The organism is Pseudomonas sp. 1912-s, assembly GCF_029269205.1.
In the GTDB taxonomy this organism is placed as follows: domain Bacteria; phylum Pseudomonadota; class Gammaproteobacteria; order Pseudomonadales; family Pseudomonadaceae; genus Aquipseudomonas.
In genome coordinates, this window is sequence record NZ_JARIXR010000002.1 from 247,778 (window position 1) to 273,529 (window position 25,752).

Below are 25,752 nucleotides of genomic sequence, written 5' to 3' on the forward strand. Positions count from 1 at the left end.
GCGATTATGCGCTATCGGCAGCTCCTTTTCCCACTGGCGCTTCGTCTATATCTGACAACGCCACGTGCTTGCCCACCAGGAAATCGAGCAGCGCCCGGTGCACTGCCAGTGCCGCTTCGCGGGATTCCAGATCGAGCAAATGGCCGGTGTGTTCGGCGGTGGCGAAGCTGCTGCGCCCCACGTATTTTTTGAACAGTTGCGCTTCGTCTGCCGGGGTGTACTCGTCCAGGACGCCGTTGAGGAAGTGCACAGGGGTTTCGATCCGGGTCAATTGCGGCAGGTAGTTGCCGTCACCCAGCGCCAGCACCTGATGGATATGGAAGCGCGCCTGGCGATACTCCGTGGTGGCCATGGTCGACAGGTGCCGGTGGTTATTGCGCTTGAGCCGCGGCGACAAATACTTGCCGACGGTTTCATTCAGTAGATGGCCGACGGCGGACTTGTCATCGGCCTCGATCAGCACCCGCACCCGCTCTACGTATTCAAGCATGGCCTGGTTGAGGTTGGGCGCCAGCGCCATCACCACCGAGCTTTCAATGGACGGCGGGTTATGGGCCAGGGTCAGCAGCGTGGAAATCCCGCCCCACGAGGCAGACACGAGATGGTTGACCTGAAAGCGCTCCACCAGTGCCCGCAGGATCTGCACTTCATCGTCCTTGGTCACCAGGTCGAGGTCGGTGTTGTGCGGGCGCGAATAGCCGGAGAACGGCAAGTCGAACATCAGCACATTGAAGTGCTCGGACAGGCACTTGCTGGTGCGGGCAAACGAGCGGGTGGTGGACAGCGCGCCATTGACCAACAGCACGGTTTTTTTCTCGGGGTGGTTACCCAACTGCTCTACGTGAACGTTGTAGTGCTTGAACAGCTTCTCAATGACAAAACTTCCATGGTTCATGTCAACGCTCCAGCTTGCCCTATCCCGGGCAAGGTCGTGCATCACTTGCGTACAAGTGGGTTGAGGACGGCGGGGTGTTGTTTGAGTTTTTTTACCGCGCGGACGTGGCTAGGTGCCACCAACCTTTATAACGAGGTTTCTCGCGAGCGACAACTGGCCGGACGACCAGGTGTCTGGAGTGGGGTTTTGAGGCTGAAGCGAATCTAGATGTGGAATGCAATCAAATGTGGGAGCTGGCTTGCCTGCGATAGCGCAGTGTCATTTAGCACATCTGGTACTGATACACCGTTATCGCGGGCAAGCCCGCTCCCACATGGGCTTTGCGTTGTTTACAAGGTCAGGGTCAGCCGTTTTACCAATGCGCCCGGTAATAGGTTGGACGAGGTGTTGCGCTGGCTGTACGTACTCGCCGACAGCAGCAATTCCCGATCAGCGGTCAACGCTTCGAGTTGCGAGCCCAGCAGGCTGTACACGCTGTCATCAAAACGCATGGTGCTGACCGGCGCCTTGATCTCGCCGTCTTCGACCCAGAACGTGGCGAAGCGGGTCATGCCGGTCAGGCGCGCGGCGGGCTGGTCGGAGTAGTTCAGGTACCACAGGTTGCTGATGTACAAGCCGGTGCCCAATTGCTTGAGGATATCGGCCTGGGCCAGGCTGCCCGCCGCCATCTGCAACGCGCTGGGGGACTCATCGCTGCTGGCACCGTTGGTGCTCAGGCCGTACTCGGCGGCGCTGCGGGAGTTCACCAGTTGGCCTTCGGCCTTGCCGCCGCTGATCAGCTTCACGTCGCTGCGTGGATAGCCATCGCGGGAAAACGCCGAACTCAGGGAGCCGCTGACCTGTTCGTCCACCGTCACCAGCGGGCTCAAGGCTTGATCGCCGGCATACAGGCGCTGCAACGGGCTGCCCTTGCTGGCGATGGCCTGGGCGGAAAAACCGCCCCAGGTCAGCATGCTGATGATTTCTTCCATGGCCGCCGGAGCCAGGTAGGCGCGGTATTGCCCCGGTGCCAGCGGGTGCAGCGGGCGACCGAGGAACTCCAGTTGCTCGCGGGCCTGCTGGAAGCGTTGGGCGAAGGCCGTGCTGTCCCAATCGTTACCGGCGTAGCTGGCTTTCACCGCTTCACCGTTGGCGTGGAACAGGCTGAAGTCGAAGTTGAAACTGTTGGCCTGGTGCCAGCCGAAGGCGCCTGATGAACTGGCAAAGCCACGGCTGATAGGGCCGGCGGCGTAGAAGCCAACCATGTCCACGCCTTCAGCCGCCACGCTGATTGCTTCCAGCACCTGAGCCAGGTCCGGCAGTGGTCGGTCTTGCTGATCCTTGTTCTGCCAGGCGTTGTGGTTGAGCAGCAGGTACGGGTCCTGCGGCAACAACGGCAGGGTCTCGCGCAGTTGTTGCAGGCCGTCGGCGAGGCGCTGGCGGTCCAGCTCAGGCTCGCCTGCCAGGGTGATGCCGAGGTCGGCGTGGCGCCCGTCATCGATCAGCTTCAGGTTCAGGCTGGCCTGTTGCACCTGGCCGGCCTGGCGCACTTTGCCGTGGTTGAAGCGCACAAATTCGGAAGACTCGTCGGCGTAACCGAGGTGGAATTGTTCGCTGTCGGTGATGGCCTGTTTGAGCCAGTCCACCAGGGCTTTGAAATTGTTCATCAGGCGTCTCCCCCGAATACATCCACGTTGCTGAACACACAGGCCGGCGACGCATGGCCGACGCGGATCACCTGGTTGGGTTCGCCCTTGCCGCAGTTCGGCGTGCCCAGCACCTTGAAGGTACTGGCGTCGCCAACGGCGCTTAGGTTGCGCCAGAACTGCGCGGAAATCGCCCGGTAGTTGGGGTTCTTCACCACGCCTTTGAGTTCGCCGTTTTCAATCAACTGGCCCCACTCGCAGCCGAACTGGAATTTGTTGCGCGCGTCGTCAATCGACCACGAACGGTTGGTGGACATCAGGATGCCGTTCTCGATACCGCCAATCAGTTGCGCCATGTTCTGGTCGCCGGCCTCGATGTTCAGGTTGGCCATGCGGTCGATGGGCGCGCGGTTCCAGCTGCAAGCGCGGCTGTTGGCGACGCCGCCCATGCCGGAGCGGTATTGCGACAACGCACCGCCCAATGGCTTGAGCAGCAGGCCTTCGCGGATCAGGAATTGTTTGCTGGCGCGGGTGCCGTCGTCGTCGTGCCCGTAGCTGGCGAGTTGCTCGGGAATGTCCGGGTCGAAGGTCACGTTGAGCAGGTTGGAGCCGTATTGCAGGTGGCCGAAGTCGCTGGCCTTGACGAAGCTGGTGCCGGCGTAATTGCGCTCGTCGCCGAGGATGCGGTCCAGTTCCAGCGGGTGGCCGATGGATTCGTGGATCTGCAGGATCATCTGGTCAGGCATCAGCAGCAGGTCACGCGGCCCTTGCGGCGTATTTGGTGCCAGCAACAGTTGCAGCGCCTGATCGGCAATCTGCGGTGCGGCGCCTATCAGGCCAAAGCGGCTGATCACGTCAAACCCGCCTTGCTGGCCAAAGTTGGTGCCGCCCAGGGTACGGGTCTGGCTGTCGTTGCCGTCGTAGGCCGTGACGTTCACGCCGGGGAACACAAAACGCTGGGCCTGGCGCAGCTCGGCACCGGCGCTGTTGAGGTAGATCTGTTCGACATGGGTGGTGCCCAGGCTGACTTCCCAGTTCACCAGGCGCTCGTCCTTGGGCACGGCGGCGGATTCGGCGCCCAGCAATTGGTAGCAGTCGCTCAGGGACGGGAAGGGCTGGTCGAGGTTCGGCGACAGGTAATCGGCGATGTCGCTGGACACCGGCTGGTCGCGCAGGTCGAGCAGGGCGTGGGGCTTGATCAACCGGGCTTGCAGTTCGGCTCGCTCAAGGGCGGCTTGCAGGCCGGGCAGGGAAATGTCGTGGGTGGCGGCGTAGGCTTCGACGCCGTTGAGGCGCACGGTGAGCATCGCGCCTTCGTCCTGGCTCAGGTGCGGCGGCTCGGCGACGTTCTTGCGTACCGACAGGTACTGGCCGGACTCGCGGACATAGCGCAGGGAGAAGAATTCGGCAGTGGTGCGCAGGGCACTGAACTGCTTTTTGAGTGTGGCGTGGTGGTCGAACATGGGGCCTTCCTTGTGGGCGGCTCGGCGCGGGCAGGCAAACAGAGTAGGCCTGGGCTGGGAGCTGATCAAGGAAAGTGTAGGAGAGGGGTTTTGCAGTGTCTGGTCGGGCCTCATCGCGGGCAAGCCCGGCTCCCACATGTGACCGAGTTGTTCTGGCGAACGAGGTCAAATGTGGGAGCTGGCTTGCCTGCGATGCAGGCACCGCGGTGTATCAGTTACTGCGCAGTCGGACCCACTTCACGCATCGGCTTGCCACGCACTGGCGCATCGCCCGCTACGTAGTAATCCGCAGTGCTGCGCGGCAGTGGCTTACGACCACGGATCTTGTCGGCGATTTTCTCGGCGATCATGATCGTCGGCGCGTTCAGGTTGCCGGTAGTGATGATCGGCATGATCGACGCATCCACCACACGCAGACCCTGCATGCCATGCACACGGCCTTCAGCATCAACCACGGCCATCTCGTCGGTGCCCATCTTGCACGAGCAGGATGGGTGGAACGCGGTCTCGGCGTGCTCACGGATAAATTTATCCAGTTGCTCGTCGGTCTGTACGTCGATGCCCGGGCTGATTTCGCGGCCACGGTACTGGTCGAGCGCCGGCTGCTGCATGATTTCACGGGTCAGGCGGATGCCGTCGCGGAATTCCTGCCAGTCCTGCTCGGTGGCCATGTAGTTGAAGAGGATGCTCGGGTAGTCCCGCGGGTTCTTCGACTTCAGCTGGATACGGCCACGGCTCGGCGAACGCATGGAGCCCATGTGCGCCTGGAAACCGTGCTCTTTCACACCGTTGCTGCCGTTGTAGTTAATCGCTACCGGCAGGAAGTGGTACTGGATGTTCGGCCAATCGAATTCTTCACGGGTACGGATGAAGCCGCCCGCTTCGAACTGGTTGCTGGCGCCAATCCCGGTACCGTTGAACAGCCACTCGGCACCGATAGCCGGCTGGTTGTACCAGAGCAGCGACGGGTACAGCGACACCGGTTGGGTGCAGGCGTATTGCAGGTACAGCTCAAGGTGGTCCTGCAGGTTTTCGCCGACGCCAGGCAGGTCGTGGACCACCGGGATGTCGAGGCTTTCCAGCAGTTTCGCCGGGCCAACGCCGGAGCGTTGCAGCAGTTGCGGCGAAGCGATTGCGCCGCTGCACACCAGGACTTCCTTGCGGGCACGGGCTTCAACGCGTTCTTCGGCAGCACCGATCAGGTAGCGAACACCGACGGCACGCTTGCCTTCGAACAGTACTTTGTCGGTCAGGGCGTGGGTGACGATGGTCAGCGTCGAGCGCTTCTTGGCCGTGTCCAGGTAACCGCGAGCGGTGCTGGCGCGACGGCCGTTCGGCGTCACGGTACGGTCCATCGGGCCGAAGCCTTCCTGCTGGTAGCCGTTCAAGTCTTCGGTGCGCGGGTAACCGGCCTGTACGCCTGCTTCAACCATCGCGTGGAACAGCGGGTTGTTGCCGGCTTTTGGCGTGGTCACGCTGACCGGGCCTTCGCCACCGTGGTAGTCGTTCGGGCCGATGTCGCGGGTTTCCGCTTTACGGAAATACGGCAGGCAGTCCAGGTAGGTCCAGTCTTCCAGGCCTGGCAGTTTCGACCAGTTGTCGTAGTCCATCGCGTTGCCGCGGATGTAGCACATGCCGTTGATCAGCGAGGAGCCGCCGAGGCCCTTGCCGCGACCGCATTCCATACGGCGGCCGTCCATGTGTGGCTCTGGGTCGGTTTCGTAGGCCCAGTTATAGCGACGGCCTTGCAGCGGGAACGCCAGGGCGGCTGGCATCTGGGTACGGAAATCGAAACGGTAGTCCGGGCCGCCGGCTTCCAGCAGCAGGACGGTGACGCCTTCGTCTTCGGTCAGACGGGTCGCCAGGGTGTTACCGGCGGAGCCGGCACCCACAATGATGTAGTCGTATTCTTGGGACATTAAATGCACCCTCATAAAATTCGGTTCAGGCTGCTTTTGTGGCGAGGGAGCTTGCTCCCGCTCGACTGCGTAGCAGTCGCAAAATCAGCGATCGAGTTCTGTCTGAAAGAACTGCAGTGCCTGGGATGGGGCTGCCGCGCAGCCCAACGGGAGCAAGCTCCCTCGCCACAGGGGCCATACCAGACTAAATCGGGGGTTAGAACACCGAGGCGTAGTCGCCCAGCTCAACCTGTACCGATTTGATGCGAGTGAAGTTGTTCAGCGAGCTGATCCCGTTTTCACGGCCCACGCCCGACTGCTTGTAGCCGCCAACCGGCATCTTCGCGTCGGACTCGCCCCAGGCGTTGATCCAGCAGATACCGGCTTCCAGCTGATGAATCACGCGGTGAGCGCGGTTCAGGTCCTTGGTTACCAGGCCAGCGGCCAGGCCGAAGTCGGTGTCGTTGGCGCGGCGGATCACTTCTTCTTCGGTGTCGTAGGTGAGGATGCTCATCACCGGGCCGAAGATTTCTTCACGAACGATGGTCATGTCGTCGGTGCAGTCGGTGAACACGGTCGGTGCAACGTAGGCACCCTTGGCGAATTCGCCGTCGGTCAGACGGTCGCCGCCGCACAGCAGGCGGGCGCCTTCTTCCTTGCCCTTGGCGATGTAGCCGAGCACGCTTTCCATGTGGGCGAAGCTGACCAGCGGGCCGAAGTTGGTGTTTTCATCTTCCGGGTTGCCGACGCGGATGCGCGCAACACGCTCGGCGATCTTGGCTTCGAACGCGCCTTTGAGGGCGGTCGGAACGAACACGCGCGTGCCGTTGGTGCAGACCTGGCCCGAGCTGTAGAAGTTGGCCATCATCGCGATGTCGGCGGCGCGATCGAGGTCGGCGTCGTCGAAAATGATCAGCGGGGATTTGCCGCCCAGTTCCATGGTGACTTCTTTGAGCGAAGAGCTCGAAGCGCTGGCCATGACTTTCTTGCCGGTGTCGGTGCCGCCGGTGAAGGAGACTTTCTCGATGCGCGGGTGCTCGGTCAGCCAGGTGCCGACTTCACGGCCGCTGCCGGTCAGGACGTTGAACACGCCATCCGGAACGCCGGCGGCGGTGTAGATTTCAGCCAGTTTCAGGGTGGTCAGCGAGGTGACTTCGCTTGGCTTGAAGATCATCGCGTTGCCCGCGGCCAGGGCCGGTGCGGATTTCCACAGGGCGATCTGGATCGGATAGTTCCACGCACCGATACCGGCGACGACGCCCAGCGGCTCGCGACGGGTGTAGACGAACGAAGTCGTGCGCAGTGGGATCTGCTCGCCTTCGATGGCGGGCACCAGGCCTGCGTAGTATTCCAGCACGTCGGCGCCGGTGACGATGTCGACGTATTGGGTTTCGGAGTACGGCTTGCCGGTGTCCAGGGTTTCCAGGGCGGCCAGTTCGTCGTTGCGCTCACGCAGGATTTCAACGGCACGACGCAGGATGCGCGAACGCTCCATGGCGGTCATGGCGGCCCAGATTTTCTGGCCCTTTTCGGCGCTGACCACAGCGCGCTCAACGTCTTCTTTAGTGGCGCGTTGCACGTTGGCGAGAACTTCACCGTTAGCCGGGTTGATGGCTTCGAAAGTGGCATCGCTGCCAGCGTCGGAGTAGCCGCCGTCAATGTAGAGTTTTTGCAGTTCGAAACGGGCCATAAAGTCCTCGCAAGTGCATAAGTGGTTGGCGTTAACCGCCGAAGGTGGGCCATAAGGTTCTGGCAACACCGGCCGGCAGCCGTTCAGGGGTTGAGCGTTTATGTGTGCTCTAACTCACCTGCTTGGCCAATTGGAAATCCATGTATTCGTAAGCGATCCGTTGCGCCTGCTCCGTGTCGAAAGCGTCTCCCGACAGGGCGCCGCGCAACCACAAACCGTCGATCAGGGCCGCCAGGCCTCGGGCTGCGCTGCGTGCCTCGGACAACGGCAACGCTCGGCGGAACTGGCAGCACAGGTTGGAATACAGACGGTGATCGTTGATCCGCTGCAGCCTGTGCAATGACGGGTGGTGCATGCTGGTGGCCCAGAAGGCCAGCCAGGTTTTCATAGCCGGGCCGTTGACCTGGCTGGCGTCGAAGTTGCCTTCGATGATCACCTGAAGATGAGCCCGCGGGCTGTCATCTTTCAGCGCCAACCGACGCTCGGTGACGTTCTCGATCAGGACGTTCATCAGGTACCGCATCGTGGCGGCGATCAGGCCATTCTTGTCCTGAAAATAGTGACTGATGATGCCATTCGAGACACCGGCCAGACGGGCGATCAGCGCAATGCTGGCATCCCCCATTCCGACCTGATCGACCGCAGTCAATGTGGCTTCGATCAACTGCTGGCGGCGTATGGGTTGCATACCGACCTTGGGCATCGTGCACCTCTCCTTAGGCCTGCCAACGGGCGATAAACGTCCGTCGGCTTGTGGGCCAGTCTATTTTGTTTTGATTGAACGTTCAATCAACAAAGAATAAGATCTGCGACAAATGGTCGCTGCCTACAGGTATTTCCTACGTGTATGTGGCGCCACCTGACATCGGGAAAACCCATGAAACAGCCCGGCACAGCGGTTCGCCGTGGGTTCATGGTTTTTCGGGGTGTCTTTATACACCCGTCCGTCGACTGCCGAAAAATCGATGGCTCGGGTCATGCGTTGCCTTGTGTTTCTCTGCACTGCCCGGAGCATCTGTGCCATGAGTTCTGCCTCTCTTATAAAGACCCCGCCAGAAAAGGTGCGGGTCAACGGTTGGGTGTTCTACACCTCCACCGCGCTGATTCTGTTGTTGACCGCGATTCTGATCATCGCCCCGCAGGAAGCCGGCAGGATGCTCGGTGTGGCCCAAGCCTGGTTGTCGAAAAGCTTTGGCTGGTACTACATGGTTGTGATCGCCGCCTACCTGGTGTTTGTGGTGGGCCTGGCGTTTTCGTCCTACGGTAAATTGAAACTGGGCAGCAAGGACGACACCCCGGACTTCAGCTACGGCGCGTGGGCAGGCATGCTCTTCTCGTCGGGCATCGGCATCTCGCTGCTGTACTTCGGCGCGTCCGAGCCGCTGGACCACTACTTCAACCCGCCTGAAGGCGCGTCGGCCACCGGCGAAGCCGCGCGCCAGGCGCTGCAGCTGACGTTCCTGCATTGGGGCCTGCACGGCTGGGCGATCTACGCACTGGTCGGCCTGGCCGTGGCGTACTTTGCCTACCGTCATAACCAGCCGCTGGCCTTGCGCTCGGCGCTGTACCCGCTGGTGGGCGAACGTTGGGTGAAAGGCGCGGCCGGTCACGCAGTGGACGGCTTCGGCATGTTCGTGACCCTGCTGGGCCTGGTGACGAACCTGGGGATTGGTTCGATGCAGGTGTCGTCCGGGTTGGAAAACCTGTTCGGCATGCAGCACAGCAACACCAACCTGCTGATTGTGATCATCGTGATGAGCACCGTGGCGACCATCGCTGCCGTGTCGGGTGTGGAAAACGGCATTCGCCGCCTGTCCAACCTGAACATCGTGCTGTTCAGCGGCCTGCTGATTTTCGTGCTGCTGTTTGGCCCGACCTTGCACTTGCTTAACGGCTTCGTGCAGAACATCGGCGACTACATGAACGGCATCGTGCTGAAAACCTTCGACCTGTATGTGTACGAAGGCGACGCCGACAAGACCGAGCGCTGGATGGGCCTGTGGACTCTGTTCTACTGGGCCTGGTGGATTTCCTGGGCGCCATTCGTGGGCATGTTCATCGCGCGTATTTCCCGTGGCCGCACGGTGCGTGAACTGGTGGCCGGCGTGCTGCTGATCCCGCTGGGCTTCACCCTGGCGTGGCTGTCGATCTTCGGCAACTCGGCCCTGGACCTGGTGGTCAACCATGGTGCGGTGGAGTTGGGCAAGACGGCGCTGGAACAGCCGTCCATGGCGATCTACCAACTGCTGGAGCATTACCCCGCGTCGAAGATCGTGATCGGTGTGTCGATCTTTGTGGGCTTCGTGCTGTTCCTGACCCCGGCGGATTCCGGTGCGGTGATGATGGCGAACCTTTCCTGCAAGGGCGGCAACGTTGACGAAGATGCGCCGCACTGGCTGCGGATTTTTTGGTCCGCCGTGATTACCCTGGTGACCATCGGCCTGTTGTTCGCCGGTAACTTTGAAGCCATGCAAACCATGGTGGTGCTGGCGGGCCTGCCGTTCTCGGTGGTGCTGATTTTCTTCATGTTCGGTCTGCACAAGGCGATGCGCCAGGACGTGGCCATCGAGCTGGAACAGGCGCAACTGGCCGAGCGGGGCCGTCGTGGTTTCAGCGAGCGCCTGACCGCCCTGGACCTGCAACCGAGCCAGGGTACCGTGCAGCGCTTTATGGACAAGCACGTCACGCCGGCGCTGGAAGAAGCGGCAACTGCGTTGCGTGATCAGGGGCTGGAAGTGCAAACCCTGCTGGGCAAATCCAAGCGCTGCATTGGTGTGCGCATCGAGATGGAAGAGGGGAATCCGTTTGTCTACGAGGTGAGCCTGGATGCTTATTCGTCGGCACCGAACGATTTGCCCGAAGAAGAGCGCACGCGCTACTACCGCGCCGAGGTTTACCTGCACAACGGGCCTCAGGAATACGACCTGATGGGCTTCACCCAGGAGCAGATCACCCGGGACGTGCTCGATCAGTTTGAAAGCCATCGGCAGCTCCTTGGCCGTGTCTATAGCTGAGTGTTGAAAGGAGCGGTGCCTTCACTGGCGCCGCTGTTCCAAGGTTGGAATGGGGTCAAATGTGGGAGCTGGCTTGCCTGCGATTGCAGTGGTGAATTCACTGCAGCTATCGCAGGCAAGCCAGCTCCCACATTGACCCCGTTCCTTCAGGAGGATTTACCCCAGGTTTTTGCCCAAGAGAGCGTGGTAGAGCTCGCTGTCACCCAGGATCCCCACCACCTTGTTGTTGTCCTGCAGCACCAGCTTGTTCCCGGTCTGATAGCGAATCTGCAACGCTTCACGCATCCCGATATTGGAATCCACCAACGTCGGCATCCGGCCCAAACCTTCCACCGATTGCCCTGGTGCCCAGTTCTGCAAGTTCAGCACTGCGCCGTTCTGTCGCGCGCCCTTGATGGTGTTGCCTTCTGCAAGGTCCAGCCACGAGTCGCCACCCGGGTCCAGGCTGATGGAACCGTTGACGTGGGTGCAGTTGTCTACCGTGCGCATCAGGCTGCGGCCACACAACACATTCAGCGGATTGGTGTGGGCCACGAAGGTCCGCACATAGTCGTCCGCCGGGTTCAGCACGATCTCTTCCGGCACGCTGTACTGGATGATCCGGCCGTCTTTCATGATCGCGATACGGCTGCCGAGTTTCAGCGCCTCATCCAGGTCGTGGCTCACAAATACGATGGTCTTGCTCAGCTTGCGTTGCAGTTCCAGCAACTCATCCTGCAAGCCCTGGCGGATCAGCGGGTCGAGTGCGGAGAAGGGTTCGTCCATCAGCAGGATATCGGCGTCCATCGCCAAGGCGCGGGCCAGGCCGACGCGCTGCTGCATGCCGCCGGAAAGCTCGTCGGGCTTCTTGTTGCGCCACTGCGACAGGCCCACCAGTTCCAGCTTGTCGTCCACCAGCTTGCGCCGTTCTTTTTCCGGACGACCCTGCATCTCCAGGCCGAAGCTGATGTTTTCGCGCACTGTCAGCCAGGGCATCAGGGCGAACTTCTGGAACACCATGGCGATGCGCTGGGTGCGCATCATTTTCAGCTCGGCGGGGGTGCAGGAAGCGATGTCGATCTGGCGCCCTTCATGCTCCACAAACAGCTTGCCGCGGCTGACGGTGTTCAAGCCGTTGATGCAGCGCAGCAAGCTCGACTTGCCCGAGCCGGACAGGCCCATCAGCACGCAGATCTCGCCTTTCTCTACATCCAGGCTGGCGTTTTCAACGCCGACGATCTGCCCGGTCTTTTTCAGGATCTCGTTGCGCGTCATGCCCTGGTCCAGCAGCTTGAGCGCCTCGCGAGGGTCCTTGGAGAAGATCACATCGACATTTTCGAATCGGATAATGCTCATGCATCACCCCCTACTTTGGCGTCGGGTTGTTTGCAGATGCGGTCGAGCATGATGGCCAGCAATACGATCGCCAGGCCCGCTTCAAAGCCCAGGGCGATGTCGGCGGTGTTCAGCGCGTTGACCACCGGTTTGCCGAGGCCGTCGGCGCCCACCAGGGCCGCGATCACCACCATCGACAACGACAGCATGATGCATTGGGTAATGCCGGCGGCGATGCTCGGCATGGCGTGGGGCAGTTCAATCCGCGAAAGCAACTGACGGCGCGAGCAGCCAAAGGCCTTGCCGGCGTCCATCAACTCTTGCGGTACATCACGGATACCCAGGTAAGTCAGACGGATAGGCGCGGCAATCGCAAACACCACCGTGGAAATCAGCCCGGGCACCACACCCAGCCCGAAGAGGGTCAGGGTAGGGATGAGGTAGACGAAGGTCGGTACGGTCTGCATCAGATCGAGCACCGGCCGCATCAGGGTGTAGAACATCGGTTTGTGCGCGGCAACAATGCCCAGCGGCACACCGATCACCACGCAGACCAGGGTGGCGAACAGCACCTGCGCCAGGGTCTCCATGGTTTCCTGCCAGTACCCCAGGTTCAGGATCAGCAGGAAGGAGGCGATGACAAAAACGGTCAGGCCCCATTTGCGTTGAATGAAATGAGCGAGCAGCGCAATCAGACCGATCAATGCCAGCGGATTGAACCAGGTCAGCGCGAACGTCACGCCGTGGATCATCGTTTCCAGGGTCGATGCGATTGCGTCGAAGTAGCTGGCCCCGTGTTGGGTCAACCATTCAACGAAGGCAGCGATGTACTGGCCTAGCGGGATTTTATGTTCAGTCAGCATGGTAGTGAATGTCCACATGCGAAGAGGAAAAACATCCCGGGCCAGCGTACCGGCCCGGGGTCAGCGGTTTACTTGGCGAGGTAAGCTTTGACGGCCTCCAGTCCTGGTTTGCCATCGACAGTGGTCACACCGGCCAGCCAGGTGTCGAGCACTTGCGGGTTCTTCTTCAGCCACGCCTTGGCGGCTGCGTCAGGCTTCATCTTGTCGTCCAGGACGTTACCCATCAGGGTGCTTTCCATGTTCAGGGTGAACGACAGGTTTTTCAGCAACTGACCCACGTTGCTGCATTCCTGGGTGTAGCCCTTGCGAACGTTGGTGTAGATGGTGGCCTGGCCGTAGTTGGGGCCGAATGAATCATCACCCCCGGTCAGGTACTTCATCTTGAAGCGGGTGTTCATCGGGTGCGGTTCCCAGCCGAGGAACACGATGGCCTGGTCGCGTTTGGTGGCGCGTTCCACCTGCGAGAGCATCCCGGCTTCGCTGGATTCGACCACTTTGAAGCCTGCGGTTTTCAGGCCGAAGGCGTCTTTGTCGATGAGGGTCTGGATGGTGCGGTTGCCGTCGTTGCCCGGCTCGATCCCGTAGATCTTGCCGCCCAGTTCATCCTTGAATTTGACGATGTCGGCGAAGTCTTTCAGGCCCTTGTTGTACAGCGCTTCCGGTACGGCCAGGGTGTACTTGGCGTTTTCCAGGTTGGCGCGCACGGTTTCCACGGTGCCGGCATCACGGTACTGCTTGATGTCGTTTTCCATGGTCGGCATCCAGTTGCCGAGGAAGATGTCCATGTTCTTGCCGTCAGCCAGGGACTTGTAGGTCACCGGAACGGAAATCATCGTGGTGCGGGGTTTGTAGCCGAGGCCCTTGAGGACTTCGCTGGTGGTGGCGGTGGTGACGGTGATGTCGGTCCAGCCGACATCGGAGAAGTTGACGGTCTGGCATTGCGCCGGTTCTGCAGCGTGAGCCAGGACTGGCAGACTCAGCATGGCGGCCAACAACAACGACGGGGAACCTTTCATGGGGGTGGACTCCTGGTGTTTTTCTGGCGGCGATCACACCGCGCTTATAGGTGTTGCGGTTGGGCGTGCGGCACAGCTCTGCCACGCAACTGTGCAAACGAGTCGAGACTGATCATGTACCAGTGAAAATCTGACGCCTACAGGGGGCGTCGTATCCAGTACAGGGATGGTCGTATCCAGTGTCGGTGACGTCGCTTACAGATTTTTTCCACGGCAAAACTGCACTTTTTACCGATCTGCACCGCAAAAAACGGCCAAAACGTCGCCTTCCACAACAGCGGCGCTGATGAGCATGGGTACGTCGGTGTGAGACGCCGTGAGCACCAGCAAAAGCTTGATGATGGCCGCATCTCGGCGGATTGCGACATGAGCGTAGCAGCTCCGTCACCAGGCGTTTTTTCACGCCTGGCCTGTGCTCATCGAGGAGTTTCACGGCAATGGCTATCAGCGTTTTCGACCTGTTCAAGATCGGCATTGGGCCTTCGAGTTCTCACACCGTCGGCCCCATGCGCGCCGCGGCGTTGTTCGTTCAAGGACTGCGTGAACGTGATGTATTGGAACAAGTGAGGCGCGTCGAAGTTCAGCTGTATGGCTCCTTGTCGGCCACCGGCATCGGGCATGGCAGCGATAACGCGGTGATCATGGGCCTGATGGGCGAGTGGCCGGACGCGATTGATCCGTCGCAAATCGGCATCCGCATCGAAACCCTGCGCGAGACCAACACGCTGCTGCTGGACGCACGTTTGCCGGTGCCTTTCATATGGGCGCGAGACATGCGTCTGATCGACGAGAACCTGCCCTTCCACCCCAATGCCATGACCCTGGTGGTGTTTGGTGATAACGGTGAGTTGCACCGCGACACCTACTACTCCGTAGGCGGTGGATTTGTAGTGGATGCAGCCCAGGCCGCCAGCGGTGTGGCAGACATGGACCGCACCGAGCTGCCCTATGACTTTTCCAGCGCGGTGGAGTTGCTCCAGCTGTGCAAGACCCACAACCTGCGGGTCGCTGAACTGATGTTGGCGAATGAAAAAACCTGGCGCTCGGAAGACGAGATCCGCAGCGGCCTGATGAAGCTTTGGCGCGCCATGCAGGATTGCGTGGAGCAGGGCCTCAAGCACGAAGGCATTCTTCCCGGCGGGCTCAATGTACGGCGGCGTGCCGCCAAGTTGCACCGCAGCTTGCAGGAGTTGGGCAAGCCGAATGTGATCGGCTCAACCTTGAGCGCGATGGAGTGGGTCAACCTGTTTGCCCTGGCGGTGAATGAAGAAAACGCCGCCGGCGGGCGCATGGTCACGGCTCCTACCAATGGCGCGGCGGGGATCATCCCGGCGGTGCTGCACTACTTTATGAAATTCAGCGAAGAGGTGACCGAGGCCAACGTGGTCGACTATTTCCTCGGCGCGGCGGCGGTGGGCATCCTGTGTAAAAAGAACGCGTCGATCTCGGGTGCCGAAGTCGGCTGCCAGGGTGAAGTCGGCTCGGCGTGCGCCATGGCGGCGGCGGGGCTGGCAGAGATCCTCGGGGCGACGCCGGAGCAGTTATGCAACGCGGCGGAGATTGGCCTGGAGCACAACCTTGGCCTGACCTGCGACCCGGTAGGCGGGCTGGTGCAGGTGCCGTGCATCGAGCGCAATGCAATTGCCGCCGTGAAGGCGATCAACGCGGCGCAGATGGCGCTGCGGGGTGATGGCCAACACTTTATCTCGCTGGACCGGGTGATCCGCACCATGCGCGATACCGGGGCGGATATGCATGACAAGTACAAGGAAACGTCGCGGGGTGGTTTGGCGGTGAGTGCCGTCGAGTGTTGATCCGGCTTTATGTGGCGAGGGAGCTTGCTGTGGCGAGGGAGCTTGCTCCCGCTGGGTTGCGCAGCAGCCCCAAAATCTTGGGAGCGCTTCGCACTCCAGCGGGAGCAAGCTCCCTCGCCACAGAAGAACAGCCTGCTCATAAAGTGAACACCCGAACCAAAAGCGCCACCTTTTAGCGCGTCGCAATTAGATAAGTAGCTCCCGAACGATTTCGCTCCATGACCATCCGTCACCCGTGCCTGTGGTGACAGACTTTTCCCACGTCGTTTCTCTCCCTTCCCACAAGTGCTACCGATCTGCTCACACACCTTGAGCCTGCGTTCTCTCGCGTCTTTTCTGGGTCATATCCCCCACTCCATGCGCGGGCTTATATAGACACGTCATGAGGTCGTTTTCAGGAGTTATTGAATGTGCATTCAACTTTAGGCATGGCATTTGCTCTATCAATACAAAGCCTCTCGCCACAGGAGTTTCCTTAAGGTGATGAGCGCAATAACAAGAGCCTCGCCTGAGGCCATCACCCGCTTTGTGTGAGGAGATACCGCGATGACGTCGTTCAACTCAGGGGCTCAACCCCAGAACCGTGCGCCTCAATCCATCGGCTTTTTGCTGCTGGACAATTTCACGCTGATTTCCCTGGCCTCCGCAGTCGAACCGCTGCGCATGGCCAACCAACTTTCCGGCCGCGAGCTGTATCGCTGGACGACGTTGAGTGTCGACGGAAACCAGGTGTGGGCCAGCGACGGTCTGCAAATCACCCCCGATGCTTCCATGCACAAAGCCCCGGCCCTGGACACTGTGATTGTCTGCGGCGGCGTGGGTATCCAGCGCACCGTGACCCGTGAACATGTGTCGTGGCTGCAAAGCCAGGCGCGCCAGTCCCGTCGCCTCGGCGCGGTGTGCACCGGCAGTTGGGCCCTGGCTTGCGCCGGCCTGCTGGACGGTTTTGATTGCAGCGTGCACTGGGAATGCCTGGCGTCGATGCAGGAAGCTTTCCCCCGCGTGGCGATGAGCACACGCCTGTTCACCCTCGACCGCAACCGCTTCACCAGTTCGGGCGGCACCGCGCCGCTGGACATGATGCTGCACCTGATCAGCCGCGACCACGGCCGTGAATTGTCGGCGGCGATCTCCGAGATGTTTGTGTACGAGCGCATCCGCAACGAACAGGATCACCAGCGTGTGCCGCTCAAGCACATGCTCGGCACCAACCAGCCGAAACTGCAGGAAATCGTCGCGCTGATGGAGGCCAACCTGGAAGAGCCGATCGACCTCGATGAGCTGGCGGTGTACGTCGCGGTTTCCCGGCGTCAGCTGGAGCGGTTGTTCCAGAAATACCTGCACTGTTCGCCGTCGCGCTACTACCTCAAGTTGCGCTTGATTCGTGCGCGGCAGTTGCTCAAGCAAACGCCGATGTCGATCATCGAAGTGGCGTCGGTGTGCGGGTTTGTCTCCACGCCGCACTTCTCCAAGTGCTATCGCGAATACTTCGGCATTCCGCCGCGGGATGAGCGCGTGGGTTCCAACACCACGCAACAGGTTGCGATGATGCCGATTCCGCAGGCGCTGGTGTTGTCACCGTTGTCCGGGCCGTTGTCGGCGTTGAGCCAGGCGCGCAATGAGTCGACGTTTGCGAGTGTAAGGCTCTAGACCGGGTCGCCTGCATCGCAGGCAAGCCAGCTCCTACATTTGACCGAGTTATTGCTCAAAACACCGATCAATGTGGGAGCCGGGCTTGCCCGCGATAGCGGTCTGTCAGGCGCCGGAGTTCTGCCGAAATTGTACCAACGCCGGCAACAGCTGCTTGTCGATCGCTTGCCTCACCGCCGGTAAAATCGTCGCGCTGCCGGTGTACATCTGCTCAACCATACCCTTGAGTGCCTTGGCCCGCGCCGCACTCAAACCGCGTACCGCGCATTCACAAGCCTGCTCGGCGGTCGCGCCGCTGGACACTTCGAAACCCAACGACCGCAGCTGGCCCAGCAGGTCATCCTGGTCAATCAAATCCGCGTGCATCATGACGTTTATCCTGGTTAGGGGAGCGGGGGATTGAGTTCGATTCTGGTAGGCCATCACCGAGTCGGCAAGGCCTGAATGCGCGAATGTCCGGGACACCTATGAACAGGTCGTTTTCGGGCCATTTATGAACGCGCGGAATGTGCACACTGGAACCCAGCAAGCAGCTTGAAGGTTTGGTCACCCTCGGGATGCACCGCTCACACAAAGCACTCTGCCCCGATCCTGTCACGGCTGGATCGGGGCTTTTTTTGGCTGGGATTTGTGGGGTTGCAACTGGCCTAATCGCAGGCAAGCCAGCTCCCACATTTGAAAGTATTCACAAATCAAAATGTGGGAGCTGGCTTGCCTGCGATGGCGGTCTACCTTTGCAACACCAATATCCGGGACAACAACTCATCCCGATCGATATAGCAGCCCTGGAAATGCCGCGCGCCGGACGCCGGGTCAAACGCATTGCGCGCATGCAGGGTGCGGCGGTTATCAAAGCACCACAGCTCGCCCGGGTTCAGGCGTTTGACCAGTCGAAAACGGTCTTCCCGGGTCATCGCTATAAACCGCCGATAGGCGCGATACAGCAACGGCATCTGCGCGGCTGGCGCTTCAAACGGACCGCGCAGAAAGTTGGCCATGCGAATCTCGGCGACCTCTCCCAAGGCATCCAGCGCGATGATCGGCGCCAGCCGGCGATAGTCGCTGTGACGGTCCTTGTTGCGAAACTCCACCGGGATCTCGCACAGCGCGCGAAAGGCTTCGGGGTCTTCATCGCGCAAGGCCCGGGCAATGGCAAAACCATCGACAAAAATACTCTCGCCACCGTCGGCGTCGTTGACCAGGCAGTGCAGGAATTGCAGCCCGGGTTGCAGCTCCCGCGTCGGCAAATCACTGTGCAGCGGCAGGTTGAATGCGGTGTAGGCGTTGCTGTCGGCATCGGCCTTGGATTGCACGTTGAACAGCACCCCGAAATTACTCTCGCGGATGAACGAAATGCGCTTGGCGATCAGCGCCAGTGAGCCGGGTTCGGTGGGCGCGCCGCGCACTTGGGTCAGGCCGCTGTCTCGCAAAGCCAGCAGCCATTGCAGCAGGGCTTTCGGGTCTTCCATCAGCGCCGCGTAGTCGAATACGGGCAGCTCGAACGTACGGTCCCACAGCAGGGATTTCGGTTTGGCAGCCCGGCGTTCGGCGCGGGATTCATCGTCGTAGGCGTGCGCCCGCAGCCACCCGGGATCGTATTGGCTGCGATGCCCACCGCTCCATTCCACTGTCAGCAAACCCTGGTCGATACGCGCACTGAGGGCCGTGAGGTTTTCGTCCACATCGACGATTTCCAGCACCTGTTCACGGGTCACGCTGTAGACGCAAACAGGGCACGGGCAGTTGTCCCGCAGCCACGGGTGATGGAATGGACTGACCCGCCCATCGGCCCATCGCACACTGAGGTGATCGCCGTGCACCTGCACGTCGGCCAGGTCACTGATCAGCGGGTAAGTACGGAAGTCGGCAACAGCGGCGGCGGTTTGCATGGCGATTCCTTATTTTTGGGGTGGCAGTCCAATCACGCGGCCGAGCAGGGCGGGCTTCGGCAGGTCGGTTTGTTCGGCGCTGATGCTTGCAAGTTTGCCCAGCACCGCGTCACTGAATGGCGCCGAGTGCGGGCCGGCGAGGTCGACGTGGAGCAGCATTTGCTCGTTGCCGGCCAACTCCTTCTCGTCGCCCACCCGATGCAGGCTGTGATAGAGGTGCAGGCGCTTGCGGTCGTGGGCGATGAGCTGGGTGTGCACCTCGACGTCGGCGCCCAGCTTCACTTCGTGCAGGTAGTTGAGGTGCAGTTCCAGGGTGAACAGCGAGTGGCCGCTGGCTTCGCGGTTTTCGCTGTCCAGGCCCAGGGTGTCCATCAGCGCATCGGTGGCGTAGCTGAAGATCAGCAGGTAGAACGCATCGCGCAGGTGGCCGTTGTAGTCGACCCACTCGGGGAGGACTTTGGTGGTGTAGGTGGTGAGTGCGGGCATGTCATGGGTTCCGGGTATGTACTCGGTCAAATGTGGGAGCTGGCTTGCCTGCGATGACGGTGCAAGATTCGCCACCGCCATCGCAGGCAAGCCAGCTCCCACAGGAAATCAACAGCCGTTATTCGGCGAAGGTCATGCCGTGTTTTTCCTTGGTCGTCTTCACCGCCTCCAGCACCGCCAGCAGGCAATCATCACGATAGCGCTCCAGCGCCGAAATGCTGTGTTTGCCCAACTGATCGCTGGTGCCGTCCACCACGTCGTCGATCAACTTGTCGGTCAATTCCGGGGCCGGCAAATAGGTCCACGGCAACTGCAAGGCCGGGCCGAACTGCGCCATGAAGTGCCGCATGCCGGCATCGCCGCCTGCCAGGGTGTACGTCAGGAATGTGCCCATGAATGACCAGCGCAAACCGGCGCCAAAGCGAATCGCATCGTCGATCTCGCCGGTGGTTGCCACCCCGTCGTTAACCAGGTGCAACGCCTCACGCCACAAGGCTTCCAGCAAACGATCGGCGATAAAACCGGGCACCTCTTTGCGCACGTGCAAAGGGCGCATGCCGAGGGATTCGTACACCTTGATCGCCGCCTGAATGGCTTCGGGTGCAGTGTTTTTACCGCCTACCACTTCCACCAGCGGCAACAGGTAAACCGGGTTGAACGGGTGACCCACCACGCAGCGTTCCGGGTGCGTGGAGCCTTCATAAAACTCACTCGGCAACAGCCCCGACGTACTCGAACCAATCAACGCATTCGGCTTGGCCGCCGCGCTGATCTTGCTGTGCAATTCCAGCTTCAATTCCAGGCGTTCCGGAGCGCTTTCCTGGATGAAGTCGGCGTCTTTCACGCACTCTTCAATTGTGGCCACAAAGCGCAGACGGTCTTGCGATGCGCCGGGTGCCAGGCCTTGTTTTTCCAGGGCGCCCCAGGCATTGGCGACACGTTTGCGCAGGGCCGCTTCGGCGCCGGGCGCCGGGTCCCAGGCCACCACATCCAGGCCGTGGGCCAGGGCGCGGGACACCCAGCCGCTGCCGATAACACCGCTGCCCAGCGCTGCGAAGGTTTTGATTTCAGTGATAAAGCTCATGGCAAATTCCTAAAGAGTTCGGTGATCAATGTGGGAGCTGGCTTGCCTGCGATAGCGGTGTGTCAGCAGCTGTATTCGGTGCAGGTGTACCGCAATCGCGGGCAAGCCCGGCTCCCACAAGGTTCGGTGCTGTTCGGAACAGTCAGCCGCGCTTGGTCAAACCCATCTTGATCCGGCCTTCGGCAGGGGTCATGACCCGTGCACCCAGGCGGCTGAGGATTTCGCTGGCGCGTTCCACCAGTTGGCCGTTGGTGGCCAGTACGCCCTTGTCCAGCCACAGGTTGTCTTCCAGGCCGACCCGCACGTTGCCGCCCAGCAGCACCGCTTGCGCCGCCATTGGCATCTGCATGCGCCCAATCCCGAAGCCGGCCCACACCGCGTCAGTCGGCAGGTTGTCGACCATGGCCTTCATGGTAGTGGTGTCGGCCGGCGCGCCCCATGGGATGCCCAGGCACAGCTGGAACAGCGGGTTGTCGAGCAACCCTTCCTTGATCATCTGCTTGGCGAACCACAGGTGACCGGTGTCGAAAATTTCCAGCTCGGCTTTTACGCCCAGCTCTTGAATACGCTTGGCGCCCGCCCGCAGTTGCGCCGGGGTGGAGACGTAAATGGTGTCGCCATCACCGAAGTTCAGGGTGCCGCAATCGAGGGTGCAGATTTCCGGCAACAGTTCTTCCACATGGGCCAGGCGGGTCAACGGGCCGACCAGGTCGGTGTTGGGGCCGAACTCCATGGGGTTCTCGCCGCCACCGATTTCCAGGTCGCCACCCATGCCGGCGGTGAGGTTGACGATGATGTCGACGTCCGCCTCGCGGATGCGCTCCATCACTTCGCGGTACAGCGCCACGTCGCGGCTGAACTTGCCGGTTTCGGGGTCGCGTACGTGGCAATGCACCACGGTGGCACCGGCCTTGGCTGCTTCCACCGCAGCGGCAGCGATTTGTTTGGGAGTGACCGGCACGTGAGGGCTTCTGGCGGTCGTGTCGCCAGCACCGGTGAGTGCGCAGGTGATGATGACGTCGTGGTTCATGAGGCAGGTTCCTTACAGGCGTGGTGATGCCGTTCGCAGCCGGGAGCGGCTGCGAAACGGTGATTCAGAAAAGGTTATTTGCTGGTCAATTGCAGGTTGGCGGCGGCCGGTTTGCCGTCAAAGGTGGTCACGCCTTCCAGCCAGCGCTGCTGGTCTTGCGGGTGATCCTTGAGCCATTGCTTGGCCGATTCGAGAGCGTCCTTGTGATCCAGCAGCGGCTGCATCATTCGGCTCTCGTCGGCGGCGGTGAAGGTCAGGTTGCTCAGCAACTTGTGCACGTTGGGGCATTGCTCGGCGTAGGTCGGCGAAGTGACCGACCACACGGTGGCCATGCCTTCGTTCGGGCCCAGGGCATCATCGCTGCCGGTGAGGTAAGTCATGGCCACGTTGACGTTCATCGGGTGCGGCGCCCAGCCGAAAAACACCACGGCTTCCTTGCGGCGCACGGCGCGGTCGACGGCGGCGAGCATGCCGGCCTCGCTGGATTCCACCAGCTGGAATTTGCCGAGGCCAAATTGATTCTTGGCGATCATCGCCTTGATCTGGGTGTTGGCTCCCGAGCCCGGTTCGATGCCGTAGATCTTGCCACCCAGTTCCTTTTCAAACCTGGCGATGTCGGCGAAGGTTTTCAGGCCCTTGTCAGCCAGGTAAGTTGGCACCGCCAAGGTCGCGCGGGCGTCTTCCAGCGACGGCTTGTCGAGCACCTTGACCTGCTTGGCGTCGACAAACGGGGTGATGGTCTGGGTCATCAGCGGGTTCCAGTAGCCCAGGAACAGGTCCAGGCGCTGGTCGCGAATCCCGGCAAAGATGATTTGCTGGGAGGCGCTGGTTTGTTTGGTCTTGTAGCCGAGGCCGTCGAGCAACACTTGGGTCATGGCGCTGGTGGCGATTACGTCGGTCCAGTTCACCACGCCCATGCGCACGTTCTGGCAAGAAGCCGCATCGGCTGCCATGACGTTGGTGCTCAAAATGGCGCTGGCGCTGAGTGCGAGCACGCAGCGGCTGATCAGTCGGTTCATGGTGGTTCCCTCGGCAGGTTGTTATTGTGGGTTCCGGCGTCTTTGTGCGCCGTGCAGCCAAGTTACGCAGCTTCAGAGGCGACAAAACGCACGGCGGCGACCAGCTCTTGCACTGCAGCGACCTGCCCCCTTGAATGACCGATTGAACTGGCGTATCACAGTGACCACGCTGTCCGTCCTACGAGAGCGCTCCATGTCCCAGGATTTCTACTTTCTGCTGATGCCGGGTTTCTCCGCCATCGGCTTTATCTCCGCGATCGAACCGCTGCGGGTTGCCAATCGCTTTCGTGGCGAACTGTACCGCTGGCACGTCTTGAGCGCCGACGGCGGCGCGGTGCTGGCGAGCAACGGCATGTCGGTCAACGCCGACGCCGCCCTGGAGCCATTGAAGAAGGGCGCGACCCTATTGGTGGTGGCCGGCTTCGAACCGCTGAAGTTCGCCACGCCGGCCCTGGAACACTGGCTGCGACGCCTTGACCACGATGGGGTGACCCTGGGCGCCATCGACACCGGCGCCTGCGTGCTCGCCGAAGCGGGCCTGCTCGACGGCCACCGCCTGACCCTGCACTGGGAAGCCATCGACGCCTTCAAGGAATCTTATCCACAGCTGACGGTGACCCAGGAGCTGTTCGAGATCGATCGCCGGCGCATCACCTCGGCGGGCGGCACCGCGTCCATCGACCTGATGCTCGACCTGATCAGCCAGGCCCATGGGCCGGAGTTGGCGATCCAGGTGTCCGAACAGTTTGTGCTCGGCCGCATCCGCCCGCGCAAAGACCACCAACGCATGCAGATCGCCACGCGCTACGGCATCAACAACAAGAAGCTGGTGCAGGTGATTGGCGAGATGGAGCAGCACACCGAACCGCCGCTGAGCACACTGGCGCTGGCGGAGACGATCAAGGTGACGCGGCGGCAATTGGAGCGGCTGTTTCGGCTGCACCTGAACGACACGCCGAGCAATTTCTACCTGGGCTTGCGGCTGGAGAAGGCGCGGCAATTGTTGCGCCAGAGCGACATGAGTGTGCTGGAGGTGAGCATCGCCTGCGGGTTTGAGTCGCCGTCGTATTTCACCCGCAGTTACCGGGCGAGGTTTGCCAAGTGCCCGAGGGAGGATCGGCGACGGGAAGCGGTGTGAGCACCGCTCTCGAGAACAATGCAGATCAAATGTGGGAGCAGGCTTGCTCGCGAATACGGTGTGTCAGTCGACACTTGTATGACTGATACACCGCATTCGCGAGCAAGCCCGCTCCCACAGGGGATGTGTGGTGTGGCTTATTTCTTCATCAGTGCCGAGCATGCAGCCTTGTAAGCCTCATGCTGATACTTGTTCAGCGTCGCCGGCAGGGCAAAGTCGTGTTTCTTGCTCTGCGCGTTGATGGTCTGTGGGGACAACAGCGTCACCTCAACACCGTCCAGCAACTGAAACACACCTTCAATCTTGAACGTGGTCGGGCCACCGGCGAATTCGCCTTTCTTGCTGCGCTTCTTGATCGCGATCCGCGTGATCGCGTTTTCCCGCACAAACGCACTCACCTGAGCAGCGAAGGCCTTGACGTTGGACGCCTCATCATCGTCTTCAAGGGCTATTTTCTTGGTGGCCAGGGCAACGTGGCTCAGTGCCTGGCCGTCCAGCGAGGCGACGGCGATGATGGCTTCACTGCCTTTGATTTCGATGCCGCAGATAGTCATGGGGGCGCCTTGGAAAAGTGGAGAGGGCCCGAATGGTATCAGGCCCGAGCCGGTTGGCGCGCTCCGGCCATCAGGCTCAGGCACGCGGCCCCCAGGGCCAATGCAGTCACCAGTGCACCCACCAGCGGCGTGATTTCCAGGCTGCCCTTGGCGATCACCACACCACCCAGTGCCGCGCCCAAGGCCACGCCCAGGTGCATCGCCGAGGTGTTGATCCCCACATTGGCCTCACCCGATTCGGGTGCGGTGTGCAGCAAATAGTTCTGCACCACCGGCGAGATGGTCCAGCTCAACGCCATCCACAACGCGTACAGCGCCAGGAAACTCGCCAGCGAACCGGTGGCCCATGGCAGCAACGCCATGACCAGGGTGAACAGCGCCGGGATCAACACCAGCGCGCGCTTGAACCCCAGCCGGTCCGACAGCCAGCCGCCGCAATAACCACCGCTGATGGCCGCGATGCCGAAGAACACATAGAGATAACTCAAGGAAGCGCCATGGATGCCCATGGTCTGTTGCACATAAGGCGCCAGGTAGGCGAACAGCACAAAATGCCCGGTCAACAGCAAGATCGACACCAGTTGCGCCAACAGCAGCTTGGGAATCACCAGTTGCCTGCAGTAATCACGCAACGAGGTGGGCGGGCGGCTGGCAAACGTCGGCAGGCTCAAGCGCAACAGGGCGGCGATCACCACCGCCAGCAGTGCCAGCAGCAGGAACGGCGCACGCCAACTGAGCGACTCGCTTACGGCAATCCCCAGCGGAATCCCAAGCACCAGCGAACCGCTGATGCCCATGAACACAATGCCGATCGCCCGCCCACGCAAGCGGGCGTCCACCAGCGATGCCGAGAGGGTCGACGCCAGCACCACTACCAACGCACAACTGGCCGCGCTGATGATGCGACAGACCAGTAGCATCCAGTAATTCACCGCCAGCCCGGAGCCCAGGTTGCCCACCGCAAAGGTCAGCAACGCGGCAATCAGCAGGGAGCGCCGTTCAATGCGCGACGTCAGCGACAGCAGGGGCGCGGCGCACAGGGCAAAGGTCAGGGAAAACACCGCCGTCAGCTGCCCGGCAGCACTCAGGGTGACGTCCAGTTCCCGGGACAACAGCGGCAGAATCCCGCCCACCAGGTTTTCATCGATACCAGCGACGAAGGCGGCGAGGGCGAGGAGGTAGATGCGTGGGTTCATGGGGCGGCATTGGTAGAAATGGGCGCTGATCATGGCGGGCAATGTGATTGACTGGCAAGTCAACAAAATTGCTCGAGGCCGGACCGGAATTTAAAGATGCACAAAAATATTTAA

At 61.1% G+C, this 25,752-nt stretch carries 21 protein-coding genes; 4 read left to right on the top strand and 17 right to left on the bottom strand.

Annotated features, from left to right (window positions below; genetic code table 11):
* Positions 1-4 precede the first annotated feature (4 nt).
* The 6 genes from P3C29_RS03950 to betI form a co-directional block, all read right to left on the bottom strand.
* Positions 5-895, bottom strand: a complete 891-nt coding sequence (locus P3C29_RS03950; RefSeq protein ID WP_201125570.1) for an alpha/beta hydrolase — start codon at positions 893-895, stop codon at positions 5-7.
* A gap of 329 nt (positions 896-1,224) precedes the next feature.
* Positions 1,225-2,541 carry a TldD/PmbA family protein gene (locus P3C29_RS03955; RefSeq protein ID WP_275963936.1) on the bottom strand — a complete coding sequence of 439 codons (1,317 nt, stop codon included), beginning with the start codon at positions 2,539-2,541 and terminating at the stop codon, positions 1,225-1,227.
* Positions 2,541-3,983: a TldD/PmbA family protein gene (locus P3C29_RS03960; protein WP_275963937.1), complete on the bottom strand. Its 1,443-nt coding sequence runs from the start codon at positions 3,981-3,983 to the stop codon at positions 2,541-2,543. The genes P3C29_RS03955 and P3C29_RS03960 overlap by 1 nt, the downstream gene beginning before the upstream one ends.
* 215 nt (positions 3,984-4,198) lie before the next feature.
* Positions 4,199-5,902: a choline dehydrogenase gene (gene betA, locus P3C29_RS03965; RefSeq protein WP_010167551.1), complete on the bottom strand. Its 1,704-nt coding sequence runs from the start codon at positions 5,900-5,902 to the stop codon at positions 4,199-4,201.
* Between the two features lie 196 nt (positions 5,903-6,098).
* A complete protein-coding gene (betB, locus tag P3C29_RS03970; RefSeq protein WP_169386954.1) occupies positions 6,099-7,571 on the bottom strand; it encodes a betaine-aldehyde dehydrogenase in 1,473 nt (490 codons plus the stop codon).
* Positions 7,572-7,680: 109 nt separating this feature from the next.
* Positions 7,681-8,274: a transcriptional regulator BetI gene (gene betI / locus P3C29_RS03975; RefSeq protein ID WP_010167549.1), complete on the bottom strand. Its 594-nt coding sequence runs from the start codon at positions 8,272-8,274 to the stop codon at positions 7,681-7,683.
* 376 nt (positions 8,275-8,650) lie between these two features.
* On the opposite strand from betI, the gene P3C29_RS03980 reads away from it, so the two are divergent.
* On the top strand, positions 8,651-10,585 hold the full coding sequence (locus tag P3C29_RS03980) for a BCCT family transporter (protein WP_238535520.1): 1,935 nt from the start codon (positions 8,651-8,653) through the stop codon (positions 10,583-10,585).
* Between the two features lie 156 nt (positions 10,586-10,741).
* Here the strand turns inward: P3C29_RS03980 and choV are convergent, their stop codons facing one another.
* The 3 genes from choV to P3C29_RS03995 all read right to left on the bottom strand — a co-directional run bounded on the left by choV (position 10,742) and on the right by P3C29_RS03995 (position 13,778).
* Complete coding sequence (gene choV, locus P3C29_RS03985; protein WP_010167547.1) at positions 10,742-11,920, bottom strand: choline ABC transporter ATP-binding protein; 1,179 nt, start codon at positions 11,918-11,920, stop codon at positions 10,742-10,744.
* Entirely contained in the window at positions 11,917-12,762 is an 846-nt protein-coding gene (gene choW, locus P3C29_RS03990) for a choline ABC transporter permease subunit (protein WP_010167546.1), read from the bottom strand. The genes choV and choW overlap by 4 nt, the downstream gene beginning before the upstream one ends.
* A gap of 68 nt (positions 12,763-12,830) precedes the next feature.
* Positions 12,831-13,778, bottom strand: a complete 948-nt coding sequence (locus tag P3C29_RS03995) for a choline ABC transporter substrate-binding protein (protein ID WP_017476446.1) — start codon at positions 13,776-13,778, stop codon at positions 12,831-12,833.
* 437 nt (positions 13,779-14,215) lie between these two features.
* Between P3C29_RS03995 and P3C29_RS04000 the strand changes: the two genes are divergently transcribed.
* On the top strand, positions 14,216-15,592 hold the full coding sequence (locus P3C29_RS04000) for an L-serine ammonia-lyase (protein WP_010167542.1): 1,377 nt from the start codon (positions 14,216-14,218) through the stop codon (positions 15,590-15,592).
* 546 nt (positions 15,593-16,138) lie between these two features.
* Positions 16,139-17,242 carry a GlxA family transcriptional regulator gene (locus P3C29_RS04005; RefSeq protein ID WP_003216915.1) on the top strand — a complete coding sequence of 368 codons (1,104 nt, stop codon included), beginning with the start codon at positions 16,139-16,141 and terminating at the stop codon, positions 17,240-17,242.
* Between the two features lie 105 nt (positions 17,243-17,347).
* On the opposite strand, the gene P3C29_RS04010 is transcribed toward P3C29_RS04005, so the two are convergent.
* The 6 genes from P3C29_RS04010 to P3C29_RS04035 all read right to left on the bottom strand — a co-directional run bounded on the left by P3C29_RS04010 (position 17,348) and on the right by P3C29_RS04035 (position 22,750).
* A complete protein-coding gene (locus P3C29_RS04010; RefSeq protein ID WP_003216918.1) occupies positions 17,348-17,611 on the bottom strand; it encodes a hypothetical protein in 264 nt (87 codons plus the stop codon).
* Between the two features lie 359 nt (positions 17,612-17,970).
* Positions 17,971-19,131 carry a gamma-butyrobetaine dioxygenase gene (locus tag P3C29_RS04015; protein ID WP_275963938.1) on the bottom strand — a complete coding sequence of 387 codons (1,161 nt, stop codon included), beginning with the start codon at positions 19,129-19,131 and terminating at the stop codon, positions 17,971-17,973.
* Positions 19,132-19,140: 9 nt separating this feature from the next.
* On the bottom strand, positions 19,141-19,617 hold the full coding sequence (locus P3C29_RS04020) for a thioesterase family protein (RefSeq protein WP_201125564.1): 477 nt from the start codon (positions 19,615-19,617) through the stop codon (positions 19,141-19,143).
* A gap of 118 nt (positions 19,618-19,735) precedes the next feature.
* Positions 19,736-20,701, bottom strand: a complete 966-nt coding sequence (locus P3C29_RS04025) for an L-carnitine dehydrogenase (RefSeq protein ID WP_017476440.1) — start codon at positions 20,699-20,701, stop codon at positions 19,736-19,738.
* 142 nt (positions 20,702-20,843) lie between these two features.
* Positions 20,844-21,731: a 3-keto-5-aminohexanoate cleavage protein gene (locus P3C29_RS04030; protein WP_275963939.1), complete on the bottom strand. Its 888-nt coding sequence runs from the start codon at positions 21,729-21,731 to the stop codon at positions 20,844-20,846.
* Between the two features lie 74 nt (positions 21,732-21,805).
* A complete protein-coding gene (locus tag P3C29_RS04035) occupies positions 21,806-22,750 on the bottom strand; it encodes a choline ABC transporter substrate-binding protein (protein WP_010167531.1) in 945 nt (314 codons plus the stop codon).
* Between the two features lie 193 nt (positions 22,751-22,943).
* Between P3C29_RS04035 and P3C29_RS04040 the strand changes: the two genes are divergently transcribed.
* Positions 22,944-23,888, top strand: a complete 945-nt coding sequence (locus tag P3C29_RS04040) for a GlxA family transcriptional regulator (RefSeq protein ID WP_169386959.1) — start codon at positions 22,944-22,946, stop codon at positions 23,886-23,888.
* Positions 23,889-24,025: 137 nt separating this feature from the next.
* Here P3C29_RS04040 and P3C29_RS04045 read toward each other — a convergent pair whose 3' ends face one another.
* On the bottom strand, positions 24,026-24,442 hold the full coding sequence (locus tag P3C29_RS04045) for a DUF3010 family protein (RefSeq protein WP_275963940.1): 417 nt from the start codon (positions 24,440-24,442) through the stop codon (positions 24,026-24,028).
* Positions 24,443-24,480: 38 nt separating this feature from the next.
* Complete coding sequence (locus tag P3C29_RS04050; RefSeq protein ID WP_275963941.1) at positions 24,481-25,638, bottom strand: MFS transporter; 1,158 nt, start codon at positions 25,636-25,638, stop codon at positions 24,481-24,483.
* Positions 25,639-25,752 lie beyond the last annotated feature (114 nt).